Annotated in this window: 21 protein-coding genes; 14 read left to right on the forward strand and 7 right to left on the reverse strand. The window is 57.3% G+C overall.

Translation table 11 applies throughout. From position 1 onward, the window contains the following. Nucleotides 1-65: 65 nt before the first annotated feature. From hupB to bolA, 6 genes are all read right to left on the reverse strand, one after another. Nucleotides 66-338 carry a nucleoid-associated protein HU-beta gene (hupB, locus tag ABLU73_RS07505; RefSeq protein ID WP_002444653.1) on the reverse strand — a complete coding sequence of 91 codons (273 nt, stop codon included), beginning with the start codon at nucleotides 336-338 and terminating at the stop codon, nucleotides 66-68. A gap of 209 nt (nucleotides 339-547) precedes the next feature. Continuing rightward, the gene (gene lon / locus ABLU73_RS07510; RefSeq protein WP_004151336.1) at nucleotides 548-2902 is read right to left on the reverse strand and encodes an endopeptidase La; all 2355 of its coding nucleotides are present in this window, start codon (nucleotides 2900-2902) and stop codon (nucleotides 548-550) included. A gap of 183 nt (nucleotides 2903-3085) precedes the next feature. Beyond that, complete coding sequence (gene clpX / locus ABLU73_RS07515) at nucleotides 3086-4360, reverse strand: ATP-dependent protease ATP-binding subunit ClpX (protein WP_002891807.1); 1275 nt, start codon at nucleotides 4358-4360, stop codon at nucleotides 3086-3088. A gap of 249 nt (nucleotides 4361-4609) precedes the next feature. Further along, complete coding sequence (gene clpP / locus ABLU73_RS07520) at nucleotides 4610-5233, reverse strand: ATP-dependent Clp endopeptidase proteolytic subunit ClpP (RefSeq protein ID WP_002891804.1); 624 nt, start codon at nucleotides 5231-5233, stop codon at nucleotides 4610-4612. Nucleotides 5234-5541: 308 nt separating this feature from the next. Next, nucleotides 5542-6840, reverse strand: a complete 1299-nt coding sequence (gene tig / locus ABLU73_RS07525; RefSeq protein ID WP_004204798.1) for a trigger factor — start codon at nucleotides 6838-6840, stop codon at nucleotides 5542-5544. 345 nt (nucleotides 6841-7185) lie between these two features. Further along, nucleotides 7186-7503, reverse strand: a complete 318-nt coding sequence (gene bolA, locus ABLU73_RS07530; RefSeq protein WP_002891649.1) for a transcriptional regulator BolA — start codon at nucleotides 7501-7503, stop codon at nucleotides 7186-7188. 302 nt (nucleotides 7504-7805) lie between these two features. On the opposite strand from bolA, the gene ABLU73_RS07535 reads away from it, so the two are divergent. From ABLU73_RS07535 to ABLU73_RS07570, 8 genes are all read left to right on the forward strand, one after another. Next, entirely contained in the window at nucleotides 7806-8384 is a 579-nt protein-coding gene (locus ABLU73_RS07535; protein ID WP_004204800.1) for a lipoprotein, read from the forward strand. Between the two features lie 43 nt (nucleotides 8385-8427). Next, nucleotides 8428-9903 carry a muropeptide MFS transporter AmpG gene (ampG, locus tag ABLU73_RS07540; protein ID WP_048294253.1) on the forward strand — a complete coding sequence of 492 codons (1476 nt, stop codon included), beginning with the start codon at nucleotides 8428-8430 and terminating at the stop codon, nucleotides 9901-9903. A 479-nt stretch (nucleotides 9904-10382) separates the two neighbouring features. Beyond that, nucleotides 10383-11327 carry a cytochrome o ubiquinol oxidase subunit II gene (gene cyoA / locus ABLU73_RS07545; RefSeq protein ID WP_004204802.1) on the forward strand — a complete coding sequence of 315 codons (945 nt, stop codon included), beginning with the start codon at nucleotides 10383-10385 and terminating at the stop codon, nucleotides 11325-11327. Between the two features lie 19 nt (nucleotides 11328-11346). Next, the gene (cyoB, locus tag ABLU73_RS07550; RefSeq protein WP_004204804.1) at nucleotides 11347-13338 is read left to right on the forward strand and encodes a cytochrome o ubiquinol oxidase subunit I; all 1992 of its coding nucleotides are present in this window, start codon (nucleotides 11347-11349) and stop codon (nucleotides 13336-13338) included. After that, the gene (locus tag ABLU73_RS07555; protein ID WP_002891635.1) at nucleotides 13328-13939 is read left to right on the forward strand and encodes a cytochrome o ubiquinol oxidase subunit III; all 612 of its coding nucleotides are present in this window, start codon (nucleotides 13328-13330) and stop codon (nucleotides 13937-13939) included. The genes cyoB and ABLU73_RS07555 overlap by 11 nt, the downstream gene beginning before the upstream one ends. Next, nucleotides 13939-14268 carry a cytochrome o ubiquinol oxidase subunit IV gene (locus ABLU73_RS07560; protein ID WP_002891634.1) on the forward strand — a complete coding sequence of 110 codons (330 nt, stop codon included), beginning with the start codon at nucleotides 13939-13941 and terminating at the stop codon, nucleotides 14266-14268. Before ABLU73_RS07555 ends, ABLU73_RS07560 begins: the two co-directional genes overlap by 1 nt. A gap of 11 nt (nucleotides 14269-14279) precedes the next feature. Further along, entirely contained in the window at nucleotides 14280-15167 is an 888-nt protein-coding gene (cyoE, locus tag ABLU73_RS07565) for a heme o synthase (RefSeq protein ID WP_002891629.1), read from the forward strand. A 248-nt stretch (nucleotides 15168-15415) separates the two neighbouring features. After that, on the forward strand, nucleotides 15416-15748 hold the full coding sequence (locus ABLU73_RS07570; protein WP_065803022.1) for a hypothetical protein: 333 nt from the start codon (nucleotides 15416-15418) through the stop codon (nucleotides 15746-15748). 38 nt (nucleotides 15749-15786) lie between these two features. On the opposite strand, the gene ABLU73_RS07575 is transcribed toward ABLU73_RS07570, so the two are convergent. After that, nucleotides 15787-16545 carry an IclR family transcriptional regulator C-terminal domain-containing protein gene (locus tag ABLU73_RS07575; RefSeq protein WP_004204808.1) on the reverse strand — a complete coding sequence of 253 codons (759 nt, stop codon included), beginning with the start codon at nucleotides 16543-16545 and terminating at the stop codon, nucleotides 15787-15789. A 152-nt stretch (nucleotides 16546-16697) separates the two neighbouring features. Here ABLU73_RS07575 and ABLU73_RS07580 point away from each other — a divergent pair, with 152 nt between their 5' ends. The 6 genes from ABLU73_RS07580 to ABLU73_RS07605 are packed head-to-tail and all read left to right on the forward strand — an operon-like array spanning nucleotide 16698 to nucleotide 23477. Then, nucleotides 16698-17519, forward strand: coding sequence for a shikimate dehydrogenase (locus ABLU73_RS07580; RefSeq protein ID WP_004204809.1), 822 nt, complete (start codon nucleotides 16698-16700; stop codon nucleotides 17517-17519). Then, nucleotides 17516-19192, forward strand: coding sequence for an FAD-dependent oxidoreductase (locus ABLU73_RS07585; protein ID WP_032455634.1), 1677 nt, complete (start codon nucleotides 17516-17518; stop codon nucleotides 19190-19192). Before ABLU73_RS07580 ends, ABLU73_RS07585 begins: the two co-directional genes overlap by 4 nt. Before the next feature lie 13 nt (nucleotides 19193-19205). Further along, a complete protein-coding gene (locus ABLU73_RS07590; protein WP_004204812.1) occupies nucleotides 19206-19526 on the forward strand; it encodes an NIPSNAP family protein in 321 nt (106 codons plus the stop codon). A gap of 10 nt (nucleotides 19527-19536) precedes the next feature. Next, nucleotides 19537-21228: an FAD-dependent oxidoreductase gene (locus ABLU73_RS07595; RefSeq protein ID WP_064150598.1), complete on the forward strand. Its 1692-nt coding sequence runs from the start codon at nucleotides 19537-19539 to the stop codon at nucleotides 21226-21228. Between the two features lie 58 nt (nucleotides 21229-21286). Beyond that, nucleotides 21287-22105: a TIM barrel protein gene (locus tag ABLU73_RS07600; RefSeq protein ID WP_017898922.1), complete on the forward strand. Its 819-nt coding sequence runs from the start codon at nucleotides 21287-21289 to the stop codon at nucleotides 22103-22105. Nucleotides 22106-22115: 10 nt separating this feature from the next. After that, the gene (locus tag ABLU73_RS07605; RefSeq protein WP_017898923.1) at nucleotides 22116-23477 is read left to right on the forward strand and encodes an aromatic acid/H+ symport family MFS transporter; all 1362 of its coding nucleotides are present in this window, start codon (nucleotides 22116-22118) and stop codon (nucleotides 23475-23477) included. The last annotated feature ends 197 nt before the right edge of the window (nucleotides 23478-23674 follow it).

Here is a 23674-nt window from a genome sequence, read left to right on the forward strand (position 1 = left end):
AATAAAAAAGGCACATCTCACGATGCGCCCTTGTACTTCGTCACATTCCCTGACGGGAAAGCCGATCAGTTCACCGCGTCTTTCAGCGCTTTACCAGCACGGAAGCCCGGCACTTTTGCGGCAGCGATAGTAATTTCTTTACCTGTTTGTGGGTTGCGACCAGTACGGGCGGCACGTTCTTTAACAGCAAAGGTACCGAAACCTACCAGCGCAACGTCATCCCCAGCCTGCAGAGATTCAGTAACAGAAGCGATTAAAGCATCTAACGCACGTCCAGCTGCAGCTTTAGAAATGTCCGCACCCGCAGCAATTTTGTCAATCAGTTGAGATTTATTCACTGTTCTCTTCCTCTCTTTATAATTTATATCGCACCAGAGTCCTTCATAGTGCGACCGCGCAGCAGTTATATCAGGACTGTCATGCCCTTACAACAGCAGTTGTCGATGACCCCCCTGCCAGCGATCTAAGTTAGCTACACAAAAAAAGGCTGGCAAGTCCGAAATGACTTACCAGCCCTATTTTTATTAGCGCAATTTGCGCAGAATCACTATTTCGCGGTCACAACCTGCATGCCAAACGGTTCGTTTTGCAGCGCAAGTGTCAGAACTTCCTCGATTCGTTTCACCGGATGGATATCCAAATCAGCGATAACGTTATCCGGAATTTCTTCAAGGTCGCGTTTGTTCTCATCAGGAATCAGAACAGTCTTAATACCGCCGCGATGCGCCGCCAGCAGTTTTTCCTTCAGACCGCCGATCGGCAGCACCTGTCCACGCAGCGTAATCTCCCCGGTCATCGCCACATCGGCGCGTACCGGGTTGCCGGTCAGGCAGGAGACCAGCGCCGTACACATGGCAATCCCCGCGCTCGGACCGTCCTTCGGCGTCGCCCCTTCCGGTACGTGGACGTGAATATCACGCTTCTCGTAGAAGTCGGCGTTAATGCCCAGCTTGTCCGCCCGCGAACGTACCACGGTCAGCGCAGCCTGAATCGACTCCTGCATCACCTCGCCCAGCGATCCGGTGTAGGTCAGTTTACCTTTGCCCGGTACGCAGGCGGTTTCGATGGTCAGCAGGTCGCCGCCCACTTCCGTCCACGCCAGACCGGTCACCTGACCGACGCGGTTCTCGCTATCGGCGCGGCCATAGTCGAAGCGCTGCACGCCGAGATAATCATGCAGATTCTCACCATTAATTTCGATGTGTTTCAGCGATTTATCCAGCAACAGCTGCTTAACGGCCTTACGGCACAGCTTGGAGATTTCACGCTCCAGGCTACGAACGCCCGCTTCACGGGTGTAGTAACGAATAATGCCGATAATGGCGCTGTCGTCGACGGTCAGTTCGCCTTTTTTCAGCGCGTTGCGTTCGATCTGCTTCGGCAGCAGGTGACGCTTGGCGATGTTCAGTTTTTCATCTTCGGTGTAACCCGAGAGGCGAATCACTTCCATACGGTCCAGCAGCGGCGCCGGAATGTTCATGGAGTTGGAAGTCGCCACGAACATCACGTCGCTGAGATCGTAATCCACTTCCAGATAGTGGTCGTTAAAGGCCACGTTCTGCTCCGGATCCAGCACCTCAAGCAACGCAGAAGCCGGGTCGCCGCGCATGTCGGAAGACATTTTGTCAATCTCATCCAGCAGGAACAGCGGGTTTTTTACCCCCACTTTCGCCATTTTCTGGATCAGTTTGCCCGGCATCGAGCCAATATAGGTTCGACGATGACCGCGAATTTCCGCTTCATCGCGCACGCCGCCCAGCGCCATGCGGACGTATTTCCGGCCGGTCGCTTTGGCGATAGATTGCCCCAGCGAGGTTTTACCTACCCCCGGCGGTCCCACCAGGCAGAGGATCGGCCCCTTGATTTTGTTCACCCGGCTCTGCACCGCGAGATACTCAAGGATGCGGTCCTTCACGCGCTCCAGACCATAGTGATCGGTATCGAGGATCTCCTGGGCCTGACGCAGGTCTTTCTTGACCTTACTGCGCGCATTCCACGGCACCTGCACCATCCAGTCGATGTAGCCACGCACGACGGTCGCTTCCGCAGACATCGGCGACATCATCTTCAGCTTCTGCAGTTCCGCTTCGGTTTTCTCTTTCGCCTCTTTCGGCATTTTCGCCGCGTCGATCTTGCGCTTCAGCGCTTCGTTTTCGTCCGGGGCGTCGTCCATCTCGCCGAGTTCTTTCTGAATCGCTTTCATTTGCTCATTCAGATAGTACTCGCGCTGGGATTTCTCCATCTGCTTTTTGACGCGGTTGCGAATGCGCTTCTCAACCTGCAGCAGATCGATTTCCGATTCCATCATCGCCATCAGATATTCCAGACGTTCGTTGACGTCGGACATCTCAAGCACGGACTGCTTGTCCGCCAGCTTCAGCGGCATATGCGCCGCGATGGTATCCGCCAGGCGCGCCGGATCGTCGATGCTGTTCAGCGACGTCAGCACTTCCGGTGGAATCTTCTTATTCAGCTTGATATAGCCTTCAAACTGGCTGATAGCGGTACGAACCAGCACTTCCTGCTCACGTTCGTCAATCGCCGGCGAGTCGAGATACTCCGCTTTCGCCGAGAAATGCTCGCCATTATCAGACAGCGCAGAAATGCGTGCACGCTGTAGCCCTTCGACCAGCACCTTCACGGTGCCGTCCGGCAGCTTCAGCATCTGCAAAATAGACGCCACGGTTCCAACGGTGAAAAGATCGTTTACACCCGGCTCATCCGTCGACGCTTCTTTCTGCGCAACCAGCATGATTTTTTTATCATGGTCCATGGCCGCTTCGAGGCAACGGATAGATTTTTCCCGCCCTACGAACAGGGGTATGACCATGTGCGGATAAACCACCACATCGCGCAACGGCAATACGGGGATTTCAATGCGTTCAGAACGCTCAGGATTCATAGAGCTCTCTCTTAGTTTAAAGTCCGCCAGGTAGCCGACGACGCCACACTTCACTGCATCGTCGTTAATATGTAATCCAGTATATGGGGATGTATTCCACACATTCAACGGCGGGAATGCAGGAAAAATAAAAGGGGAGATAAAATCCCCCCTTTTTGTTAACTGCTTGAGTGAAATGGCTAATTATTCGCCAGATGCCTGCTGCGCTTCCGGTTTGCCGTAGATCAGCAGCGGTTTGCTCTGACCGGCGATAACCGACTCATCAATGACCACTTTTTCGACATCTTCCATCGAAGGCAGATCATACATGGTGTCCAGCAGCGCCGCTTCCACAATGGAACGCAGGCCACGGGCGCCGGTTTTACGCGCCATCGCTTTCTTGGCGATGGCATCCAGCGCTTCGTCGCGGAATTCAAGCTCTGCGCCTTCAAGGCTAAACAGCGCCTGATACTGCTTGGTCAGGGCGTTTTTCGGCTCTTTCAGGATCTGGATCAGCGCTTCTTCGCTCAGCTCGTTCAGGGTCGCCACGACCGGCAGACGGCCGATGAATTCCGGAATCAAACCAAACTTGATCAGATCTTCCGGCTCGACCTGGGCCAGCAGCTCGCCTTCGCTCGCTTTGTCGGACTTCGCTTTAACCGTCGCGCCAAAACCAATGCCGGAGCCGGTTTCCACACGGTGGGAAATCACTTTGTCCAGACCGGCAAACGCGCCGCCGCAGATAAACAGGATCTTGGAAGTATCAACCTGCAGGAACTCCTGCTGCGGGTGTTTACGCCCGCCCTGCGGTGGAACGGCGGCGACGGTGCCTTCGATGAGCTTCAGCAGCGCCTGCTGCACGCCTTCGCCGGAGACATCGCGAGTAATCGACGGGTTATCGGACTTACGCGAAATTTTGTCGATTTCGTCGATATAGACGATGCCGCGCTGCGCTTTCTGCACGTCGTAATCGCACTTCTGCAGCAGTTTCTGAATGATATTTTCGACGTCCTCACCCACATAACCGGCTTCGGTCAGGGTGGTGGCGTCCGCCATGGTAAACGGCACATCCAGCAGGCGCGCCAGCGTTTCCGCCAGCAGCGTTTTACCGGAGCCGGTCGGCCCGATCAGCAGAATGTTACTTTTACCCAGCTCTACGCCATTGCTGGTATCGCCATTGCGCAGACGTTTGTAGTGGTTGTATACCGCGACCGCCAACACTTTTTTCGCCTGTTCCTGACCGATGACGTAGTCATCAAGGTGGTGGCGAATCTCGTGCGGCGTCGGCAGCGCGCTGCGCTCGCGGTGCGGCGCAACTTCTTTAATCTCTTCGCGAATGATGTCGTTACATAAATCAACGCATTCGTCGCAGATATACACGGATGGCCCGGCGATCAGCTTACGCACTTCATGCTGGCTTTTGCCGCAAAAAGAGCAATACAACAATTTGCCCGATCCATCTTTGCGTTTATCTGTCATGAGTCCAAACCTCTTTTTAAGTTCTTTGTGCCGCACACGACGACGCAAATGCCATTCTCAGGCGCAAGCCGCCATATAGCGTTGTGCCGCCCTTCATTAGTATATACACAAAATCCTTCGCGCTACATCGCGGCGGTAGCGAAGCGACCAGCCGCCTGCCTGCCCGGCAAGCGTCCGGAAAAATGCCAACCGCTCAGCAAACGTGGCGAGAAGGATGAAGCGTAAAGCGGCACCCTTACGCCCAGGGCATCAATTACGATGGGTCAAAATAGAGTCGACCAGTCCGTACTCCACGGCTTCCGCAGCAGACAGGAAGCGGTCACGCTCGGTGTCACGCTCAATCTGCTCAAGAGACTGGCCGGTATGATGCGCCATCAGCTCATTCATGCGTCCTTTCACCTTCAGGATTTCACGGGCGTGGATCTCAATATCCGTCGCCTGCCCCTGATAGCCGCCCAGCGGCTGGTGGATCATCACGCGGGAGTTCGGCAGGCAGAAACGCTTGCCCTTCGCCCCGGCGGTCAGCAGGAACGCGCCCATGGACGCGGCCTGGCCCATACAGATGGTGCTGACGTCCGGCTTGATGAACTGCATGGTGTCATAAATCGACATCCCAGCGGTGATCACCCCGCCCGGAGAGTTAATGTACAGGTAAATGTCTTTTTCCGGGTTTTCCGCTTCCAGAAACAGCATCTGCGCCACGATCAGATTTGCCATGTGGTCTTCGACCTGGCCGGTCAGAAAAATGACGCGTTCCTTAAGCAGACGGGAGTAGATATCAAAAGAACGTTCACCGCGTGAGGTCTGTTCAATGACCATCGGCACCAGGGCCATATGGGGTGCAAAGTTGTCTCGTTCGCCACTGTATGACATTTCCGTCTCCTGGAGTAATTTTAAAATACCTGCTGCACTGATTGTAACCTTACGGACGGATTATCAGCCACAGTTTCTATCCGCTGAACGCGTCACCGCCTCTTCAACACGCGTGCGATTGCGGATGCAGTTGCCTCCCCCGGTAATGGGGATGGCGTTGCCATATTTCAAGCATAACAAGCTTTTGCTGTAACGCTATCATGGTAAATGCGTTTTAGCACCGTGCCTGAGGCTATCATTAGCTAAAAAAAAACCCGCCGCCTTTCGGCAACGGGTTTTTGCCCGAACCTTGAACAATCGCGGCGAAATTACGCCTGCTGGTTCATCAGTTCGTTGAAGGAAGTGGCTTTTTCAGACACTTTGGCTTTCGCCAGCACGGCTTCAACAGCCTGCTCTTCCAGCGCCACGTTGCGCATGTTGTCCATCAGCTCTTTGTTCTTGCTGTAGAACTCAACCACTTCTGACGGATCTTCGTAAGCAGAAGCCATCTCTTCGATCAGGCCTTTCACGCGCTCTTCGTCAGCTTTCAGCTCGTTGGTGCGAATCACTTCGCCCAGCAGCAGGCCAACCACTACGCGGCGTTTAGCCTGCTCTTCGAACAGTTCGCGCGGCAGTTCCAGAGCCTGTTTCTCGTTGCCACCGAAACGCTGAGCAGCCTGGCGACGCAGCACGTCGATTTCGCTGTCGATCAGAGCTGCCGGAACGTCGATGTCGTTAGCTTTAACCAGACCTTCGATAGCCTGAGACTTCACGCGGTTACGCACAGCGCCTTTCAGCTCGCGTTCCATGTTTTTACGCACTTCAGCGCGCAGGCCAGCGACGGAACCATCTTCCACGCCGAAACGTTTGATGAATTCTTCGGTCAGCTCCGGCAGTTCACGTTCTTCAACTTTCTTCAGGTTGATAACGAACTTAGCCGCTTTACCTTTCAGGTTTTCTGCGTGGTATTCTTCCGGGAAGGTCACGTCGATGGTGAACTCGTCACCCGCTTTGTGGCCTTTGATACCGTCTTCGAAGCCCGGGATCATGCGACCCTGGCCCATCGCCAGTACGAAGTCAGAAGCTTTGCCGCCTTCGAACTCTTCACCATCTACGGAACCGGTGAAGTCGATGGTTACGCGATCTTCAGCGTCAACCGCGCCTTCTTTTTCTTTCCAGGTTGCCTGCTGCTTGCGCAGGGTTTCCAGCATGGTGTCAACGTCAGCGTCGGTCACTTCAACAACCGGTTTTTCTACTTCGATCGCTTCCAGACCCTGCAGTTCAACTTCCGGATACACTTCGAACTCTACCGCGTAGGTGAAGTCTTCACCCAGTTTGTATTCGCCCGGAACGTAGTTCGGCGCGCCGGCCGGATTGATTTTTTCTTTGATGATCGCGTCAACGAAATGACGGCTCATCAGGTCGCCCAGCACGTCCTGACGAACGGAAGCGCCATAGCGCTGAGCAACAACATTCATCGGCACTTTGCCTTTACGGAAGCCGTCAATGCGAACTTTTTTCGCTACGTTGACCAGCTCGCTTTTGACAGCATTCTCGATGCTGTCAGCGGCGATAGTAATCGTTACACGGCGCCCAAGGCCCTGAGTGGTTTCAACTGAAACTTGCATCTTGTTACCTCAAAAAAATCACAGTGCTCGGTCAACTCTGGAAGCGCGTGTAGGTGGCTTCGCAGAACCGGGATGCCCTCTTCAAATCAGAAACACATTCCCTGTCGTCAGAATCATCCCGAAGACATTCATATATAAGACGCGGCATTATAGCGGCATCACTTTTGTGAGTCGAGAACGGTTGTCGCCTGGTGCTGCGGCATTTTTCACATTTCCCGCTCAATTTTGTCCGCAAAAGCGCTGAGTTTGCGCATTTTCCAGGCAAAACAAAACGGCCCGTAGGCCGTTTTTGCTAAATCTGCAAGCAACATACTGGAAAAGCGCCAGCGGTTGCAAATGGGATTTCTAGGCGATGCTCCCCGCGCCGCGGCACGGCGGCGAGGCGAAAACCGTATCCTGTAGCGCTTCCCATTCTTTAATCGTGTAGGTGTGCAGCGCCAGGGCGTGCACCGTATTCGACAGCTCCTCGGTTAGCGTGCCGTAGATCATACGGTGGCGATTTAGGAAACGCTCGCCAGTGAAGCGATCGCTCACTAACACCACTTTAAAATGACTTTCAGAGCCCGCAGGGACGTTGTGACGATAACTTTCATCCACGACTTCGAGATACATCGGGTCGAACGCTGCTCTAAGTTTTGCTTCGATCTGTTCACGTATCATCATGAATTTTCTCCTCCGACAACGCTGAGATGCCGCCACTCCATTTAAATGTTAGCCGCTTTTACCGCTTCCATTAGGAGAAAACAACAAAAAATTAGCATTGTTCTGATATTTTCATTCAAAAGTATCACGTTTACTGGCTCTGGTCGCCAGATCCGCCGGGGAAAGAGCGATTAACCGTGGCGGGACGCTCAGAAAACCGCCAGGGCGATGGATTTACACGCGTTGCCACTTCCCCTTGCCGTTGGCAATGCTATGATGGCGGTAATTTTCCTTATAACAACACCATGCGTTGAGACCTGAACATGCTTAAGAAGATCCTTTTCCCGTTGGTCGCCATGTTTATGCTGGCAGGATGCGCCACGCCGCCGACCACCATTGAAGTATCGCCGAAAATCACGCTGCCGCAGCAGGATCCTAGCCTTATGGGCGTGACCGTCAGCATCAACGGCGCCGACCAGCGTCCGGACCAGGCGCTGGCGAAAGTGACGCGCGACAACCAACAGGTCACCCTTACCGCCTCCCGCGATCTGCGCTTCCTGCTGCAGGAAGTGCTGGAGAAACAAATGACCGCGCGCGGCTACATGATTGGCCCGAACGGCGCAGTCGATCTGCAGATCATCGTCAACAAACTCTACGCTGACGTCTCCCAGGGCAACGTGCGCTACAACATCGCCACCAAAGCCGATATCGCCATCATCGCCACCGCGGCAAACGGCACGAAGATGACCAAAAACTACCGCGCCAGCTACTCGGTAGAAGGTGCCTTCCAGGCCTCGAACAAAAACATCGCTGATGCCGTCAACAGCGTCCTGACTGATACCATCGCCGATATGGCGCAGGACACCAGCATCCACGATTTCATCAAGCAAAACGCGCGTTAATGCCCCCACGAACCCGGCCTCCGCCGGGTTCGTGCTTTATGCTATGTCCAGTCACTACTTACGCATTTTTCAGCAGCCTAAATCAGCGATTTTGCTGATCCTCGGCTTCGCCTCCGGTCTGCCGCTGGCCCTCACCTCCGGTACCCTGCAGGCCTGGATGACGGTGGAAAACATCGATCTGAAAACGATCGGTTTTTTCTCGCTTGTCGGCCAGGCCTATGTCTTTAAATTCCTCTGGTCCCCGCTGATGGACCGCTACACGCCGCCGTTTCTCGGGCGCCGTCGCGGCTGGTTGGTGACCACCCAGGTCCTGCTTCTGCTGGCCATCGCGGCGATGGGCTTTCTCGAACCTGCCTCCCAGCTGCGCTGGATGGCGGCGCTGGCGGTAGTGATCGCCTTCTGTTCGGCGTCGCAGGATATTGTTTTTGACGCCTGGAAAACCGACGTTCTGCCAGCGGAAGAGCGCGGCGCTGGCGCCGCGATCAGCGTGCTGGGCTATCGCCTCGGGATGCTGGTCTCCGGTGGTCTGGCCCTGTGGATCGCCGACCGCTATCTCGGCTGGCAGGGCATGTACTGGCTGATGGCGGCGCTGCTGGTGCCCTGCATCATCGCCACGCTGCTGGCGCCCGAGCCAAGCGACGTTATCCCGGTTCCCCGGTCGCTGGAGCAGGCGGTAGCTGAACCGCTGCGAGATTTTTTCGGCCGTAACAACGCCTGGCTGATTCTGCTGCTCATCGTTCTTTATAAGCTTGGCGATGCGTTTGCCATGAGTCTGACCACCACCTTTCTCATCCGCGGCGTCGGTTTTGACGCCGGCGAGGTGGGAATGGTGAACAAAACCTTAGGCCTGTTCGCCACCATTCTTGGCGCCCTGTACGGCGGCGTCCTGATGCAGCGATTGACGCTGTTCCGGGCGCTGCTGATCTTCGGTCTGCTGCAGGGGGTTTCCAACGCCGGCTACTGGCTGCTGTCGATTACCGATAAGCACCTCTATTCCATGGCGACCGCGGTATTCTTTGAAAATCTGTGCGGGGGAATGGGGACGGCGGCGTTTGTGGCGCTGCTGATGACGCTGTGCAACAAGTCGTTCTCCGCCACCCAGTTCGCGCTGCTCTCGGCGCTGTCCGCGGTTGGCCGCGTGTACGTCGGGCCGATTGCCGGCTGGTTTGTCGAGGCCCACGGCTGGTCCACTTTCTATCTCTTCTCCGTGGTCGCGGCGGTGCCGGGGATCGCGCTGCTGCTGCTGTGCCGACAAACGCTCGAGCATACCCAACGCACGGCAAGCTTTATGCCGCGTAGCGAATATCCGCAGGCCTATGCGCTGGCACTGGGGATCCTGACGCTGGGCTGCCTGCTGCTGGCGGTATGGCTGGGTCTGCTGATCCTCAACGCGCTGGATTATACGTCGTTCAGCTTCCTGTCCGGCCTGCTGGAAGTTGCCGCGCTGACCGCCGTTGGCGGTATTTTGTTCGGCGGCCTGCTCGACTACCTGGCGCTGCGTAAAACCCACCTGATTTAAGGACGCTGCATCATTATTAGCCGTTGTAATTACGAAACGTAATTATAACGGCTTATTAACGCTTTTATATTGCCCGCCGCGCTATTTGTTGTTTTGTGCGTTTTTGTTTTCTGGAAATTATTGACAGTTTTCATTCGATTCTTTAAATAATTTAACCGATTCAGCTACGCCGTTTTTATTTCACGTTTCCACAATGTCTTTTATTTGATAATTAAATGTTAAACAATTGTTCTAATTTTTGGGTGGTTATGCCCATTCGCCGCTAAGTACACCTTTTCTTATCCCTTTCGTTATCGATCCCACGAAAATCAGGCTTTGCAAGCGATTACGTAACACTACGTAACATATGTGACAAACCAAGCAGAAGCCGCTAACACAGAACTGACAGAGATCCAATCATGTTTACAGTAATGCAACCTTACCGTAAAATGCCCATACACTTTAAACGCCACCAGATCCCGTGGAATTGAGGTCGTTCAATGAGACTCAGGAAATACAATAAAAGTTTGGGATGGATGTCATTAATCGCAGGTACTGTATTACTCAGTGGTTGTGATTCTGCACTCCTTGACCCAAAAGGACAGATTGGACTGGAGCAACGCTCTTTGATTCTGACGGCCTTCGGCCTGATGATGATTGTCGTTATTCCCGCCGTCTTGATGGCAGTAGGATTTGCCTGGAAGTATCGCGCGAGCAATAAAGATGCGAAGTATAGCCCGAACTGGTCACACTCCAATAAAGTGGAAGCTGTGGTCTGGACGGTACCTATTCTGATCATCCTGTTCCTGGCCGTTCTGACCTGGAAAACCACTCACGCACTGGAGCCAAGCAAACCGCTTGTCCATGACGAGAAACCAATCACCATCGAAGTCGTATCGATGGACTGGAAATGGTTCTTTATCTATCCGGAACAGGGTATTGCTACCGTTAACGAAATCGCCTTCCCGGCGAACGTACCGGTACACTTCAAAGTGACCTCTAACTCGGTGATGAACTCGTTCTTTATTCCGCGCTTAGGCAGCCAGATCTACGCAATGGCCGGGATGCAGACTCAGCTGCACCTCATTGCTGACGAAGCTGGTACTTATGACGGTATCTCCGCTAGCTACAGTGGCCCGGGCTTCTCTGGTATGAAGTTCAAAGCGATTGCTACCCCGGATCGTGCAACTTTCGATCAGTGGGTTGAAAAAGCGAAACAGTCTCCGAACGCCATGGACTCTATGGCCGCGTTCGAGAAAGTGGCTGTGCCTAGCGAATACAACAAAGTGGAATACTTCTCTAACGTGAAACCGGATCTGTTCAAAGATGTTGTGAACAAATTCATGTCTCACGAGAGCATGAACATGTCCAAACCTGAAGGCGAGCATGCCGCTCACGACGGGATGGAAGGCATGGACATGAGCCACGCGGAAACCGCTCACTAAGGGGCCGAGGAAGAAAACGATGTTCGGAAAACTTACACTGGATGCAGTGCCCTACCACGAACCTATTATCGTGGTAACGGTGGCTGCGATTATCATTGGGGGACTGGCGCTTCTGGCAGCCATCACTTACTTCGGTAAGTGGTCCTACCTATGGAACGAGTGGCTGACTTCTGTCGACCACAAACGTCTCGGTATCATGTACGTTATCGTGGCAATCGTCATGCTGCTGCGTGGCTTTGCTGACGCCATCATGATGCGTAGCCAGCAGGTGCTGGCCTCGGCCGGGGAAGCAGGCTTCCTGCCGCCTCATCACTACGATCAGATCTTTACCGCCCACGGCGTTATCATGATCTTCTTCGTGGCGATGCCGTTCGTTATCGGTCTGATGAACCTGGTGGTTCCGCTTCAGCTCGGCGCACGCGACGTAGCCTTCCCGTTCCTCAACAACCTGAGCTTCTGGTTCACCGTTGTGGGCGTGATTCTGGTTAACCTGTCTCTGGGCGTCGGTGAGTTCGCGCAGACCGGTTGGCTGGCTTATCCGCCGCTGTCGGGAATTGAATACAGTCCTGGCGTAGGGGTCGACTACTGGATTTGGGCGCTGCAGCTCTCCGGTATCGGTACTACCCTGACCGGTATTAACTTCTTCGTGACCATTATCAAGATGCGCGCCCCGGGCATGACCATGTTCAAGATGCCGGTATTCTCCTGGGCATCTCTGTGCGCTAACATCCTGATTATCGCCTCTTTCCCAATTCTGACCGTCACCATCGCGCTGCTGACCCTGGATCGTTACCTGGGCACCCATTTCTTTACCAACGATATGGGTGGCAACATGATGATGTACATCAACCTGATTTGGGCCTGGGGTCACCCGGAAGTGTACATCCTGGTTCTGCCGGTGTTCGGGGTCTTCTCCGAAATCGCCGCGACCTTCTCGCGTAAGCGTCTGTTCGGTTACACCTCTCTGGTGTGGGCAACCGTCTGTATTACCGTTCTGTCGTTCATCGTTTGGCTGCACCACTTCTTCACCATGGGTGCTGGCGCGAACGTAAACGCCTTCTTCGGTATTACCACCATGATTATCGCGATCCCGACCGGGGTTAAGATCTTCAACTGGCTGTTCACCATGTATCAGGGCCGCATCGTCTTCAACTCGGCGATGATGTGGACTATCGGCTTTATCGTCACCTTCTCCGTCGGTGGGATGACCGGTGTGCTGCTGGCGGTACCGGGTGCGGACTTCGTTCTGCACAACAGCCTGTTCCTGATCGCGCACTTCCATAACGTTATCATCGGCGGTGTGGTGTTCGGTTGCTTCGCCGGTCTGACCTACTGGTGGCCGAAAGCCTTTGGCTTCACCCTGAACGAAACCTGGGGCAAACGCGCTTTCTGGTTCTGGATCATCGGCTTCTTCGTGGCGTTTATGCCGCTGTACGTGCTGGGCTTCATGGGGATGACCCGTCGTCTGAGCCAGCAGATCGATCCGCAGTTCCACCCGATGCTGGTTGTTGCAGCTTGCGGTGCGGCGCTGATCGCCTGCGGTATCCTGTGCCAGCTGATTCAGTTCTACGTCTCTATTCGCGACCGCGATCAGAACCGTGACCTGACCGGTGACCCATGGGGTGGCCGTACGCTGGAGTGGGCAACCTCTTCTCCACCGCCGTTCTACAACTTCGCTATCGTTCCTCAGGTTCACGAGCGTGACGCCTTCTGGGAAATGAAAGAGAAAGGTGAAGCGTACAAACAGCCTGCTCACTATGAAGAAATTCATATGCCGAAGAACAGCGGCGCCGGCATCGTCATTGCCGCCTTCGCTACGGTATTTGGTTTCGCCATGATCTGGCATATCTGGTGGATGGCGATCGCCAGCTTCATCGGCATCGTAGCGACCTGGATTATTAAGAGCTTTGACGAGGACGTGGATTACTACGTACCGGTTGCAGAAGTCGAAAAACTGGAAAAACAGCATTTCGATGAGATTAACAAAGCAGGGCTGAAAAATGGCAACTGATACTCTTGCGCATACTGCCCACGCGCATGAACACGGGCACCATGATACAGGACCGATGAAGGTATTCGGTTTCTGGATCTACCTGATGAGCGACTGCATTATCTTCGCTACGCTGTTTGCTACCTATGCCGTTCTGGTGAACGGCACGGCCGGCGGACCAACTGGCAAAGATATTTTCGAACTGCCGTTCGTTCTGGTTGAAACCGCACTGCTGCTGTTCAGCTCCATCACCTACGGCATGGCGGCTATCGCCATGTACAAAAACAACAAGAGCCAGGTGGTTTCCTGGCTGGCGTTGACCTGGTTGTTTGGCGCCGGATTTATCGGGATGGAAATCTATGAATTCCATCACCTGATCATGGAAGGCTTTGGTCCGGATCGTAGTGGCTTCCTGTCCGCGTTCTTCGCGCTGGTCGGCACCCACGGTCTGCACGTGACCTCCGGTCTTATCTGGATGGCGGTGCTGATGTTCCAGGTTTCACGTCGTGGCCTGACCAGCACTAACCGCACCCGTATCCTGTGCCTGAGCCTGTTCTGGCACTTCCTGGACGTGGTGTGGATCTGCGTGTTCTCGGTTGTCTATCTGATGGGGGCGATGTAATGAGTCATTCTACCGATCATAGCGGCGCTTCTCACGGCAGCGTGAAGAGCTACATGACAGGATTTATCCTGTCCATCATCCTGACGGTCATTCCGTTCGCCATGGTGATGAGTGGCTCCGCCTCGCATGCGGTTATCCTTGGCACCATTCTGGTGACCGCTGTGGTGCAGATCGTGGTACACCTCGTGTACTTCCTGCATATGAACAGCAAGTCCGATGAAGGCTGGAACCTGACCGCATTTATCTTCACCGTAATCATCATTGCGATCGTGGTTGTCGGCTCCATCTGGATTATGTGGAACCTGAACTACAACATGATGATGCACTAAGAGCGGCGAGTATGTTTAAGCAATACCTGCAAGTTACGAAACCAGGCATTATTTTTGGCAACCTGATCTCCGTGATCGGCGGTTTCCTGCTGGCCTCCAAAGGCCACATCGACTATCCGCTGTTCGTCTGGACGCTCCTTGGAGTATCCCTGGTGGTCGCCTCGGGTTGTGTATTCAACAACTACATCGACCGGGACATCGATCGTAAGATGGAACGGACGAAAAACCGGGTGCTGGTCAAAGGGCTGATCTCGCCAGAAGCTTCGCTGGTGTACGCCACCTTGCTGGGTATTGCTGGCTTTATGCTGCTGTGGTTCGGCGCAAATCCGCTGGCCTGCTGGCTGGGGGTGATGGGGTTCGTGGTTTATGTCGGCGTCTACAGCCTGTACATGAAACGCCACTCCGTCTATGGCACGCTGATTGGCTCACTCTCCGGCGCAGCGCCGCCGGTGATTGGCTACTGCGCAGTGACCGGTGATTTCGACAGCGGTGCGGCTATCCTGCTGGCTATCTTTAGCCTGTGGCAGATGCCTCACTCCTACGCCATCGCGATTTTCCGCTTCAAGGATTATCAGGCGGCGAATATTCCGGTGCTGCCGGTAGTGAAAGGTATATCGGTCGCCAAAAACCATATTACGCTGTACATCGTCGCCTTTGCCGTTGCGACCCTGATGCTCTCGCTGGGCGGCTATGCCGGGTACAAATACCTGGTCGTAGCGGCAGCGGTCAGCGTCTGGTGGCTGGGCATGGCGCTGCGCGGCTACAAAGTGGCAGATGATAAAGTCTGGGCGCGTAAGCTCTTCGTCTTTTCCATCGTCGCCATCACTGCGCTGTCCGTGATGATGTCCGTTGACTTTATGGTGCCGGATTCACATAGTCTGCTGGCTTATGTGAGATAATCACCCGCTCCAGTATGATATAAGGCCCCGTTTTTACGGGGCTTTTTCTTTTCTGTTTCACGTCTTTTTCCTTTCTCAATTCATACTTCCCTCCCCTCCCCCACACCGTTTTCGTAGCTACCCGCTAATAAATGAGGAAAAAATGAGCTTATACCAGCCCGACGTCGCTCGCCCCGTTCAGCTCTACGGTGCTACCTTTCGCCTCGGGCTTACGCCCGTTTTGGAAATATTCAATACAAGGAATTGCAATGAAAGAGTTAACACTGAACGAAATGGTCTACATCTCCGGCGGCTTTAACCTGTTCGGCGCGGCCAGCGGCTTCGCCAGCTTCGTCGCCAACTCGGGCATCGGTTTCACCTCCTTTGTCCTCACCTCTGGCAACGCATTCGCCTCGTTCGTCTGCGACAGCACAATGGCGTTTGGTTCCTTCCTGACCGGTCAGTCAAATTGGGAAACCTTTGTGACCGCCGGTAAGGATAACTGGGGAAGCTTCGTCAATACCGCCGGCAACAGCTGGAACACCTTTGTCGATAACGCCGCCAGCGACTGGAGCAGTTTCCTGAACAAAGCATCAGCCTAAGCGACATCTTGCCGAGGGCAGCGCATCGGCTGCCCTGTTTACCCCACCAGCATCGCTTGCGCGCTGTAGAGCAGATCGAGATGATCACGGCATAACGCTTCCAGCGAGGTCCGCGATTGATGGCTGGTCAGACTTAGCGCTCCCCACCAGGTTCCTTCCCTGTCGGTTAACGGTACCGCCAGCACCAGCATGCCAATCTCAAACTCCTGTTCAATAGTGGCGTATCCCTGACGCCGCACCTGAGCGATTTTCTCCATCAGCGGCGCGACGTCGGTCACCGTATAGGGCGTGCGTTGTTCCCGGGTAATGCGCTGCAGAACCGCTTCACACTCTGCTTCCGGCAGCGAAGCCAGCCATAATCGCCCCCCGGCGGTACAGAAGATGGGCACCCGCTCCCCTAGCCGAACCGACGTGGAGTTAAACGGCGTATGCCGGCTGCGGGCGATATAGACCAGCTCATCTTCATCCACCACCCCCACCGAGGCGTGCTCTTCGGTCCGGCTGGCGATGTATTCGACAATCGGTCGCACCATGCGTGGAAACTGCGCCGAATCAACATAGGCCTGGCCAAGCCGCAGGGTCTTCGGGGTAAGCCAGTAATAGCGCCCATCGGTTTGCAAATAACGATCATGCAGCAGCGTCAACAAAAAACGTCGTGCCGCGCTTTGTGTCAGACCGCTCATTTTCGCCGCCTGGGCAACAGTGAGCTTTGGGCAGTTTTTGGAAAAAAGCTGGATCAACGCCAACCCTTTTTGTAAACCGACGATCAGATCGCGTGGATGAATGGTGTTTTGCATATTCGCTCACATTTTTGCAACATCATTATCGATTTCCTGCGATTATCGCAGCGATGGTGCGATTAACAACCAACATGTCCGAATTCTGCGTTGTCGCTCCCAGCTTCCGCTGAAATACTTTCACAACATTCATTTAACAAATGAGGTTTGAAATGGTCAGTGGAACTACCCAGGTTGTCGCCGTGATTGGTCATCCGATCGCCCAGGTGAAATCACCGGATAACTTCAACCGCTACTTTGCCGAACAGCACATGGACAGCGTCATGATCCCGGTGGATATCGTCCCGGACGCGGTGGCCGCCTACCTCAACGCCCTGCGCGGCTGGCAGAACATGAGCGGCGTGCTGGTGACGGTACCGCATAAACAACGCGCCGCCGCGCTGGTCGACGAACTTACGCCGCGCGCTCGCCGACTCAACGCCATCAATGTGATCCGCAAGCTGGCGGATGGCCGGTTACAGGGCGATATGCTGGACGGCGTCGGATTTCAGCTTGCCGCCGAGGCACAGGGTTTTCAGCCGGCAGGTAAGCAGGCGCTGCTCTCCGGTTGCGGCGGCGTCGGCAGCGCCATCGCCTGGGGATTGTGCGAGGCGGGGATCCGCCAACTGGCGCTGCACGATCAAAACCCGGCCACCCGGCAACGCCTGCACGATCTTCTGACCGAGGCCTTTCCGGCGGTGCAACTGAGCACGCTGCCGGACAGCCTGCACGGTGTCGATCTGCTGATCAATGGCTCGCCGGCCGGCATGGCCGGGTTTGATGCACTGCCCCTACCCCAGGCGCTGCTGGAGACGCTCGACAGCGCCACCCACGTGGCCGACGTTGTCACCGCTCCGGTGATGACGCCGTTGCTCACCTTCGCCGCCGCCCGCGGCTGCCGGGTACAGACTGGGCCGGAAATGGCGCTGGCGCAGATGACGCTGATGGGCCAGTTTATCGGCGCCATCCCGTCGGCGCAGGGAGCGGCGGCATGAAAAGCTGGGATGTGATCGTCATCGGCAGTGGCGCCGCTGGCTTTGCCGCCGCGGTCACCGCCAGCTGCAAAGGGCTGTCGGTGCTGATGCTGGAGAAAGCCGGTCAGTTCGGCGGCACCTCGGCTATCTCCGGCGGCGCCGTGTGGCTGCACGATACCGACCAGGCGCGCGCCGAGGGCAAAAGCGGTAGCGCCGAAGCGATCAAAACCTATCTACGAACCATTATCGGCGAGGCCCACTACCGCGAAGATATCGCCGAGGCGTTTGTCCGCGCCGGGCGAGAGGCCCTCGCCTTTCTGGAGCGCGAGGGGGCGGTGAAATATAGCCTGCGCCCGCTCTCACCCGATTACTATCCGGATGAGCCCGGCGCCGTCGACGTCGGTCGGGCGCTGGAGGTGGTCGAGTATGACGGCCGTGAACTGGGGGACGCGTTTCGCGACCTGCGCTCGCCTCCGCCGGGGATGCTGCTGTTTGGCGGGATGATGGTCAACCGCGTCGACATTCAACATTTTCTCGATATGCGTCGCTCGCTGCGCTCCCTGGCCCATTGCACCCGGCTGCTGCTGCGCTACGCCCGCGACCGGGTGAAATATCCTCGCGGCACCCGCCTGGCGATGGGCAATGCGCTGATTGCCCGCATGGCGACCACGGCGCTGCGTAAAGGCATGAGCCTTCGGCTGAATGTCAATGTGCTGGCGCTGTGCGAATCGCAAGGCGCGGTCACCGGGGTAGAGATTGACTATCAGGGGCAAAAAGAGACGCTACACGCCCGCCGTGGGGTGGTGCTAGCCGCAGGCGGCTTTGCCGCTGGCGCGCTGGCGGCGCGCTATCGGCCTCACACCCGAGAGCACTTCACCATGTCGCCGCCAGCCAATGATGGCGCCGCTCTGCGTCTCGCGGCGGCACTTAACGCTCGCGAGGGAGCCGATCGCGCGTCCAACTTTTTCTGGGCGCCGGTATCGGTGCTGACCCGGGCCGACGGTAGCGAGGAGCGCTTCCCCCACCTGGTGACCGACCGGGCCAAGCCGGGCGTGATTGCCGTCAATCAGCGGGCGGTACGCTTCGTTAACGAGTCCAGCTCCTATCACCATTTTGCGAGCGCGATGCAGCGTGCAGCGGAGAATGCCCCCTGCTTTTTACTGTGCGACGCGCAGGCGATGAAGCGTTATGGCCTCGGGCTGGCGCGCCCGGCGCCGGTGAACAATGACGCCCTGATCGCCGCTGGCTATCTGCATAGAGCCGATACCCTGGCCGCGCTGGCGCAGCAGCTTGGGCTGGATGCCCACGCCCTGAGCGAGACGGTCGCCCGCTACAATCGTGACGCCGCGCAGGGTGTGGACCGTGAGTTTGCCAAAGGCGGCAACAGCTATAACCGGGCGATGGGCGATCCGGGCCGTCATCCTGACGCCTGCAACGCTCCCCTGCTCAGCGCGCCGTTCTATGCCATCAAACTCTATACCGGCGATCTGGGGACTTCTCGAGGTCTGGTCACCACCGCCGATGCCCAGGTCGTCAACGCTGAAGGCAACCCCATTGCGGGGCTGTACGCGGTGGGAAACGACATGGATTCGCTGATGGCCGGCACCTACCCGGGTCCCGGCATCACCCTTGGCCCGGGGCTGACGTTTGGCTACCTCGCCGCCTGCCATCTGGCGCAACCCGCCACCCACTAATCAGGAAAACATCATGATCTACGAAAAACGCACCTACACCATCAATCCGCTGAAAATGGCCGACTGGCTGGCGCTGTACCAAAGCGATGCCCTGGCGGTGCAAACTGACCATCTTGGCAAACTGATCGGCTTCTTTTTTACCGAGATCGGCGTGGTCAATCAGGTAGTGCACATCTGGGCTTACGAAAGCCTGGACGATCGTCTGGTACGCCGCGCACGGATGGCCCAGGACGAGCGCTGGCAGACCTTCTCGCGGAAAAACCGCGAACTGGCCGCCGTGGAGCGCCTCGAATCGGTGCTGATGCGCCCCACCGCTTTTTCACCATTGCAATAAGGAGTCCATCATGAGCGGGCCTGTGAAGGTGGATGTGCTGGTGGTCGGATCCGGCGCGGCGGGACTCTCTGCCGCGGTCACCGCGGCAGTGCACGGCGCCAGCGTCATGGTGGCGGAGAAAGCGTCAGTGCTCGGCGGGACCAGCGCCTGGTCCGGCGGCTGGCTGTGGATCCCCCGCAACCCGCTGGCGCGAGCGGAGGGCATCGACGAAGCGGCCGATGCCCCGCTGACCTATCTGCAGCATGAGATGGGGGGAGAAGCCGCCGACGTTCGCTTGCAGACCTTCCTGCATTACGGGCCGGAAATGGTGGATTTTTTTCATCAACGGACGGCGGTGAAGTTTCTGTCGGGCAGCACCATGCCGGACTTTCACGCGTCGCCGGGCGCGGCGAACGGTGGGCGGTCGGTCACCGCTCAGCCCTACGATGGCCGCCTGCTCGGCGACTGGCTCCACCGACTGCGCCCGCCGCTGGAGACCATCAGTCTTGCCGGGATGGGCATCGCCGGCGGCGCGGACATGGCGCATTTTTTCAACGCTACCCGCTCGCCGCGCTCTGCGCTGTATGCCGCCCGCCGCCTGCTGCGCCACGGCTGGCAGCGGCTGCGCGCCGGACGAGGGCTGCATCTGGTCAATGGCAATGCGCTGGTCGCCCGTCTGCTGCGATCCGCCCTCGACGCCGGGGTGCGTTTTCAGCTCAACGCCCCGGCGGTCAGACTGCTGCAGGGTCCGCAGGGAGTGTCCGGTGCAGTGCTGCGCAGCGACGGCGGGGAGATACTCGTCGAAGCGGGCGCCGTGGTGCTGGCCTGCGGCGGTTTTCCCCACGATCGGCAGCGCCTGGCGCAGGTGGTGCCTCATGCCGCGGAGGGTTACGGCCATTTCTCCGCCGCGCCGCCTGACAATCAGGGCGAGGGGATCCGCCTTGGCGAATCCGCCGGCGGCCAGTTCGATACCCGCCTGCGCCACCCGCTGGCCTGGGCGCCGGTGTCCCGCGTCACCCTCGCCAGCGGCCAGCAGCTGATGTTTCCCCATCTGGTGGAACGCGCCAAGCCCGGGGTGATCGCCGTCCTGCCTAACGGCAAACGCTTTGTTAACGAGGCCGACTCCTATCACGACTTTATCGCCGCCCTGCTGGCGGCGACGCCCGCGGGCGACACGCCGCAGGCCTGGCTGCTGGCCGATCGGCGCGCGCTGCGCCGCTATGGCCTGGGCCACGCCAGGCCCTTTCCATTCTCCCCTACCGCCTGGCTGCGTACCGGCTATCTGCGGCGAGGAAACACCCTTGCCGAGCTGGCGAAGCGGTGCGCCATCGATACCGATGCGCTGGCGGAAACCGTTGCACGCTTTAACCATTTTGCCAGCACCGGTGAAGACATCGATTTTCACCGCGGCGCATCGGCCTATAACCGCGCGCAGGGTGACCATCAGGTGACGCTCGGACCGCTGCGCGAAGGGCCGTTCTACGCGGTGCGCATTCTGCCCGGCTCGCTGGGCACCTTTAGCGGGTTACAAACCGACGAGCACGCTCGGGTGTTGGATGGGCAGCAGCAGCCGATACCGGGTCTGTTCGCCATCGGCAACGACATGTCGAGCGTGATGCGCGGCTATTACCCCAGCGGAGGGATCACCCTCGGGCCGGCTATGACCTTCGGCTACCTGGTGGGCAAAAATCTGGCGGCAAACACAATAAAAACAAAGCAATAAAAACCAGGGACGGCAACACCCCTGGCTAACTTCACCTGCAACTGTACCGGAGCCCTTTATGAACATGCGTACCCTATCGCTCGCCGCGCTGAGCCTGCTCGATGTCCCTCCCCCCGAACAGGTGCGGATAGCGGCCAGAACCGGTTTTACCCACGTGGGACTGCGGCTGCTGCCCGCCACACCCGCCGACCCGGACTACGACATGCTGGGCGATACCCCCGCCGTCCGCGCGACCCTGGTCGCGCTGATGGAAACCGGCATCCGCGTCTCGGACGTGGAGATCGTCCGCCTCAGCCCGGGGTTTACCCTCGACGATCGGCTGCAGCGCTTTATGGAGACCGCCGCGCGGCTTGGCGCCGGACAGGTGTTAGTCGCCGGGAATGACGACAACCTGCAGCGCAGCGCCGACAACCTGGCCACTCTCGCCGCAGCCGGTCGCTCATTTGGCCTGACCATGAACCTTGAGCCGATGCCCTGGACCCAGCTGCGCACGATCGCCGATGCGCAGGCGCTGATCGCCGCCAGCGGGCGGGAAGATATCGGCATCCTGGTGGACGCCCTTCATTTCTGGCGCGCGGGGGAATCGCTCGCCGCCCTCTCCAGCCTGCCCGCGCATCATCTGAACTATATGCAACTCTGCGATGGCGCGGCGCAGCGGCCGGAAAGCGAGCAGGAGCTCATCCGCCAGGCCCGCTCAGCGCGCAACGTGCCGGGGGAAGGCGGTCTGGATCTGCACGGTCTGATGGCGGCACTGCCGGCAACGCTACCGGTCTCCCTCGAAGTGCCGCTGGACGGTGAGCAGGGCGCCCTGCCGCCCCTCCAGCGGGCGCAATTACTGTTCAATGCCGCGCAGCCCTACCTGCGCTCCTGCGCATAAGGAATACGCTATGACACAGACTCAACGCCTGGATGTCAGAGAGTTAATTAACCGTAATCCTCTGAGCCGCTTTCAAAAGCAGATTATTTTTCTCGGCTTTTGCGTTATCGCTCTTGATGGGTTTGATATCGCGATCATGGGCTTTATCGCCCCGACGCTGAAGCTGGAGTGGGGGGTAAGCAACCACCAGTTGGGCCTGGTGATTAGCGCCGCGCTGATCGGCCTCGCGCTGGGCGCTATTTTCTCTGGCCCGCTCGCCGACTGGCTGGGACGCAAGAAGATCATCATCAACAGCGTCTTCTTCTTCGGCTTCTGGACCATCGCCACCGCCTTCTCGCACAACATTGAGCAGATGATGTTCTTCCGCTTTATGACCGGCCTCGGACTGGGCGCCGCGATGCCGAACATCGGGACGCTGGTGTCGGAATACGCTCCGGAACGCCAGCGCTCATTTATTATTACCGTCATCTTCTGCGGCTTCACCTTCGGCGCGGCGGCCGGAGGATTTACCGCGTCATGGCTGATCCCGCAGTTTGGCTGGCACTCGCTGATGGCGCTCGGCGGCATTCTGCCGCTGCTGTTTGCCCCCCTGCTTATCTGGCGGCTGCCGGAATCGGTTCGTTTTCTGGTGATCAAACAAGCGCCCGCGGCGCGCATTCGCGCCATCCTCAATCGTCTTTATCCCGGACAAATCAGCGACAACGTGACGTTTATCCTGCCGGCGCAGCCGGCGGCCGGGAATGCGATGCGCATTGTGCTCTCCCGCCAGTATGGCTTTGGCTCGCTGATGCTATGGCTGGTCTACTTTATGGGGCTGTTCCTCGTCTATATTCTCGGCAGCTGGCTGCCAACGCTGGTTAAGGAGGTCGGGCTTACCGTCAGCCAGGCGGCCGTCATGACGGCCATCTACCAGGCGGGAGGTACCCTCGGCTCGCTGTTTGCCGGCTGGCTGATGGACCGCATCAATCCCCATCGCGCGCTGGGGATGATCTACGCCGTCGGCGGCCTGTTTACCATGGCGATGGGCTACGCGGCGGGCAGCTTTGCCCTGCTCTGTATGCTGGCGTTTATCAGCGGCGCCTGCCTGAACGGCGCCAATACCGGCATGAACGCCCTCTCCGCCCGTTACTACCCCACGCAGGCGCGGGCGACGGGATCCAGCTGGATGCACGGCGTCGGGCGGATCGGCGCGATCCTCAGCGCCTTTGCTGGCGCTGAGATGATGGCGCTCAACCTGCCCTTCGAAAGCGTCTTTTTGATCCTCGGCATCCCGGCAGCCCTCACCGTCGCAGGCCTGGCGGCGAAGGGTATCTTTGCGGCCGGTAATCCTCCCGCCGCTTCGCCAGCCCCCGCATCTGTGCGCGGAGCGTAATGTCGTCGTCTTCCTCCGGTGCAATCTGCGGATTGCACCGCACGTTGAGGTTAAAAAGAAAATTTATTTCATCTTGCTCTGTAACGAAAAGCATTCCGCCACATTCCGGCCTGTACCCGTCGCCGTTGATTCCCCTCTCCTTTTCAACCCAGCGGAAAATAAACTTCTGCTTATTCGATCCCCTTCGCATATATGAA

It is taken from the genome of Klebsiella sp. GG_Kp175, from assembly GCF_040062325.1.
Classification (GTDB): domain Bacteria; phylum Pseudomonadota; class Gammaproteobacteria; order Enterobacterales; family Enterobacteriaceae; genus Klebsiella; species Klebsiella quasipneumoniae.

Excerpts from the sequence above, each read along its gene's own strand:
- clpP (WP_002891804.1), bottom strand. The coding sequence starts at position 5,233 with ATGTCATACAGTGGCGAACGAGACAACTTTGCACCCCATATGGCCCTG.
- ABLU73_RS07555 (WP_002891635.1), top strand. The coding sequence starts at position 13,328 with ATGGCAACTGATACTCTTGCGCATACTGCCCACGCGCATGAACACGGG.
- ABLU73_RS07575 (WP_004204808.1), bottom strand. The coding sequence starts at position 16,545 with ATGCAAAACACCATTCATCCACGCGATCTGATCGTCGGTTTACAAAAA.
- cyoE (WP_002891629.1), top strand. The coding sequence starts at position 14,280 with ATGTTTAAGCAATACCTGCAAGTTACGAAACCAGGCATTATTTTTGGC.
- ABLU73_RS07605 (WP_017898923.1), top strand. The coding sequence starts at position 22,116 with ATGACACAGACTCAACGCCTGGATGTCAGAGAGTTAATTAACCGTAAT.
- lon (WP_004151336.1), bottom strand. The coding sequence starts at position 2,902 with ATGAATCCTGAGCGTTCTGAACGCATTGAAATCCCCGTATTGCCGTTG.
- ABLU73_RS07585 (WP_032455634.1), top strand. The coding sequence starts at position 17,516 with ATGAAAAGCTGGGATGTGATCGTCATCGGCAGTGGCGCCGCTGGCTTT.
- cyoB (WP_004204804.1), top strand. The coding sequence starts at position 11,347 with ATGTTCGGAAAACTTACACTGGATGCAGTGCCCTACCACGAACCTATT.
- cyoA (WP_004204802.1), top strand. The coding sequence starts at position 10,383 with ATGAGACTCAGGAAATACAATAAAAGTTTGGGATGGATGTCATTAATC.
- ABLU73_RS07590 (WP_004204812.1), top strand. The coding sequence starts at position 19,206 with ATGATCTACGAAAAACGCACCTACACCATCAATCCGCTGAAAATGGCC.
- ABLU73_RS07595 (WP_064150598.1), top strand. The coding sequence starts at position 19,537 with ATGAGCGGGCCTGTGAAGGTGGATGTGCTGGTGGTCGGATCCGGCGCG.
- ABLU73_RS07560 (WP_002891634.1), top strand. The coding sequence starts at position 13,939 with ATGAGTCATTCTACCGATCATAGCGGCGCTTCTCACGGCAGCGTGAAG.
- ABLU73_RS07600 (WP_017898922.1), top strand. The coding sequence starts at position 21,287 with ATGAACATGCGTACCCTATCGCTCGCCGCGCTGAGCCTGCTCGATGTC.
- clpX (WP_002891807.1), bottom strand. The coding sequence starts at position 4,360 with ATGACAGATAAACGCAAAGATGGATCGGGCAAATTGTTGTATTGCTCT.
- ampG (WP_048294253.1), top strand. The coding sequence starts at position 8,428 with ATGTCCAGTCACTACTTACGCATTTTTCAGCAGCCTAAATCAGCGATT.
- tig (WP_004204798.1), bottom strand. The coding sequence starts at position 6,840 with ATGCAAGTTTCAGTTGAAACCACTCAGGGCCTTGGGCGCCGTGTAACG.
- bolA (WP_002891649.1), bottom strand. The coding sequence starts at position 7,503 with ATGATGATACGTGAACAGATCGAAGCAAAACTTAGAGCAGCGTTCGAC.
- ABLU73_RS07570 (WP_065803022.1), top strand. The coding sequence starts at position 15,416 with ATGAAAGAGTTAACACTGAACGAAATGGTCTACATCTCCGGCGGCTTT.
- ABLU73_RS07535 (WP_004204800.1), top strand. The coding sequence starts at position 7,806 with ATGCTTAAGAAGATCCTTTTCCCGTTGGTCGCCATGTTTATGCTGGCA.
- ABLU73_RS07580 (WP_004204809.1), top strand. The coding sequence starts at position 16,698 with ATGGTCAGTGGAACTACCCAGGTTGTCGCCGTGATTGGTCATCCGATC.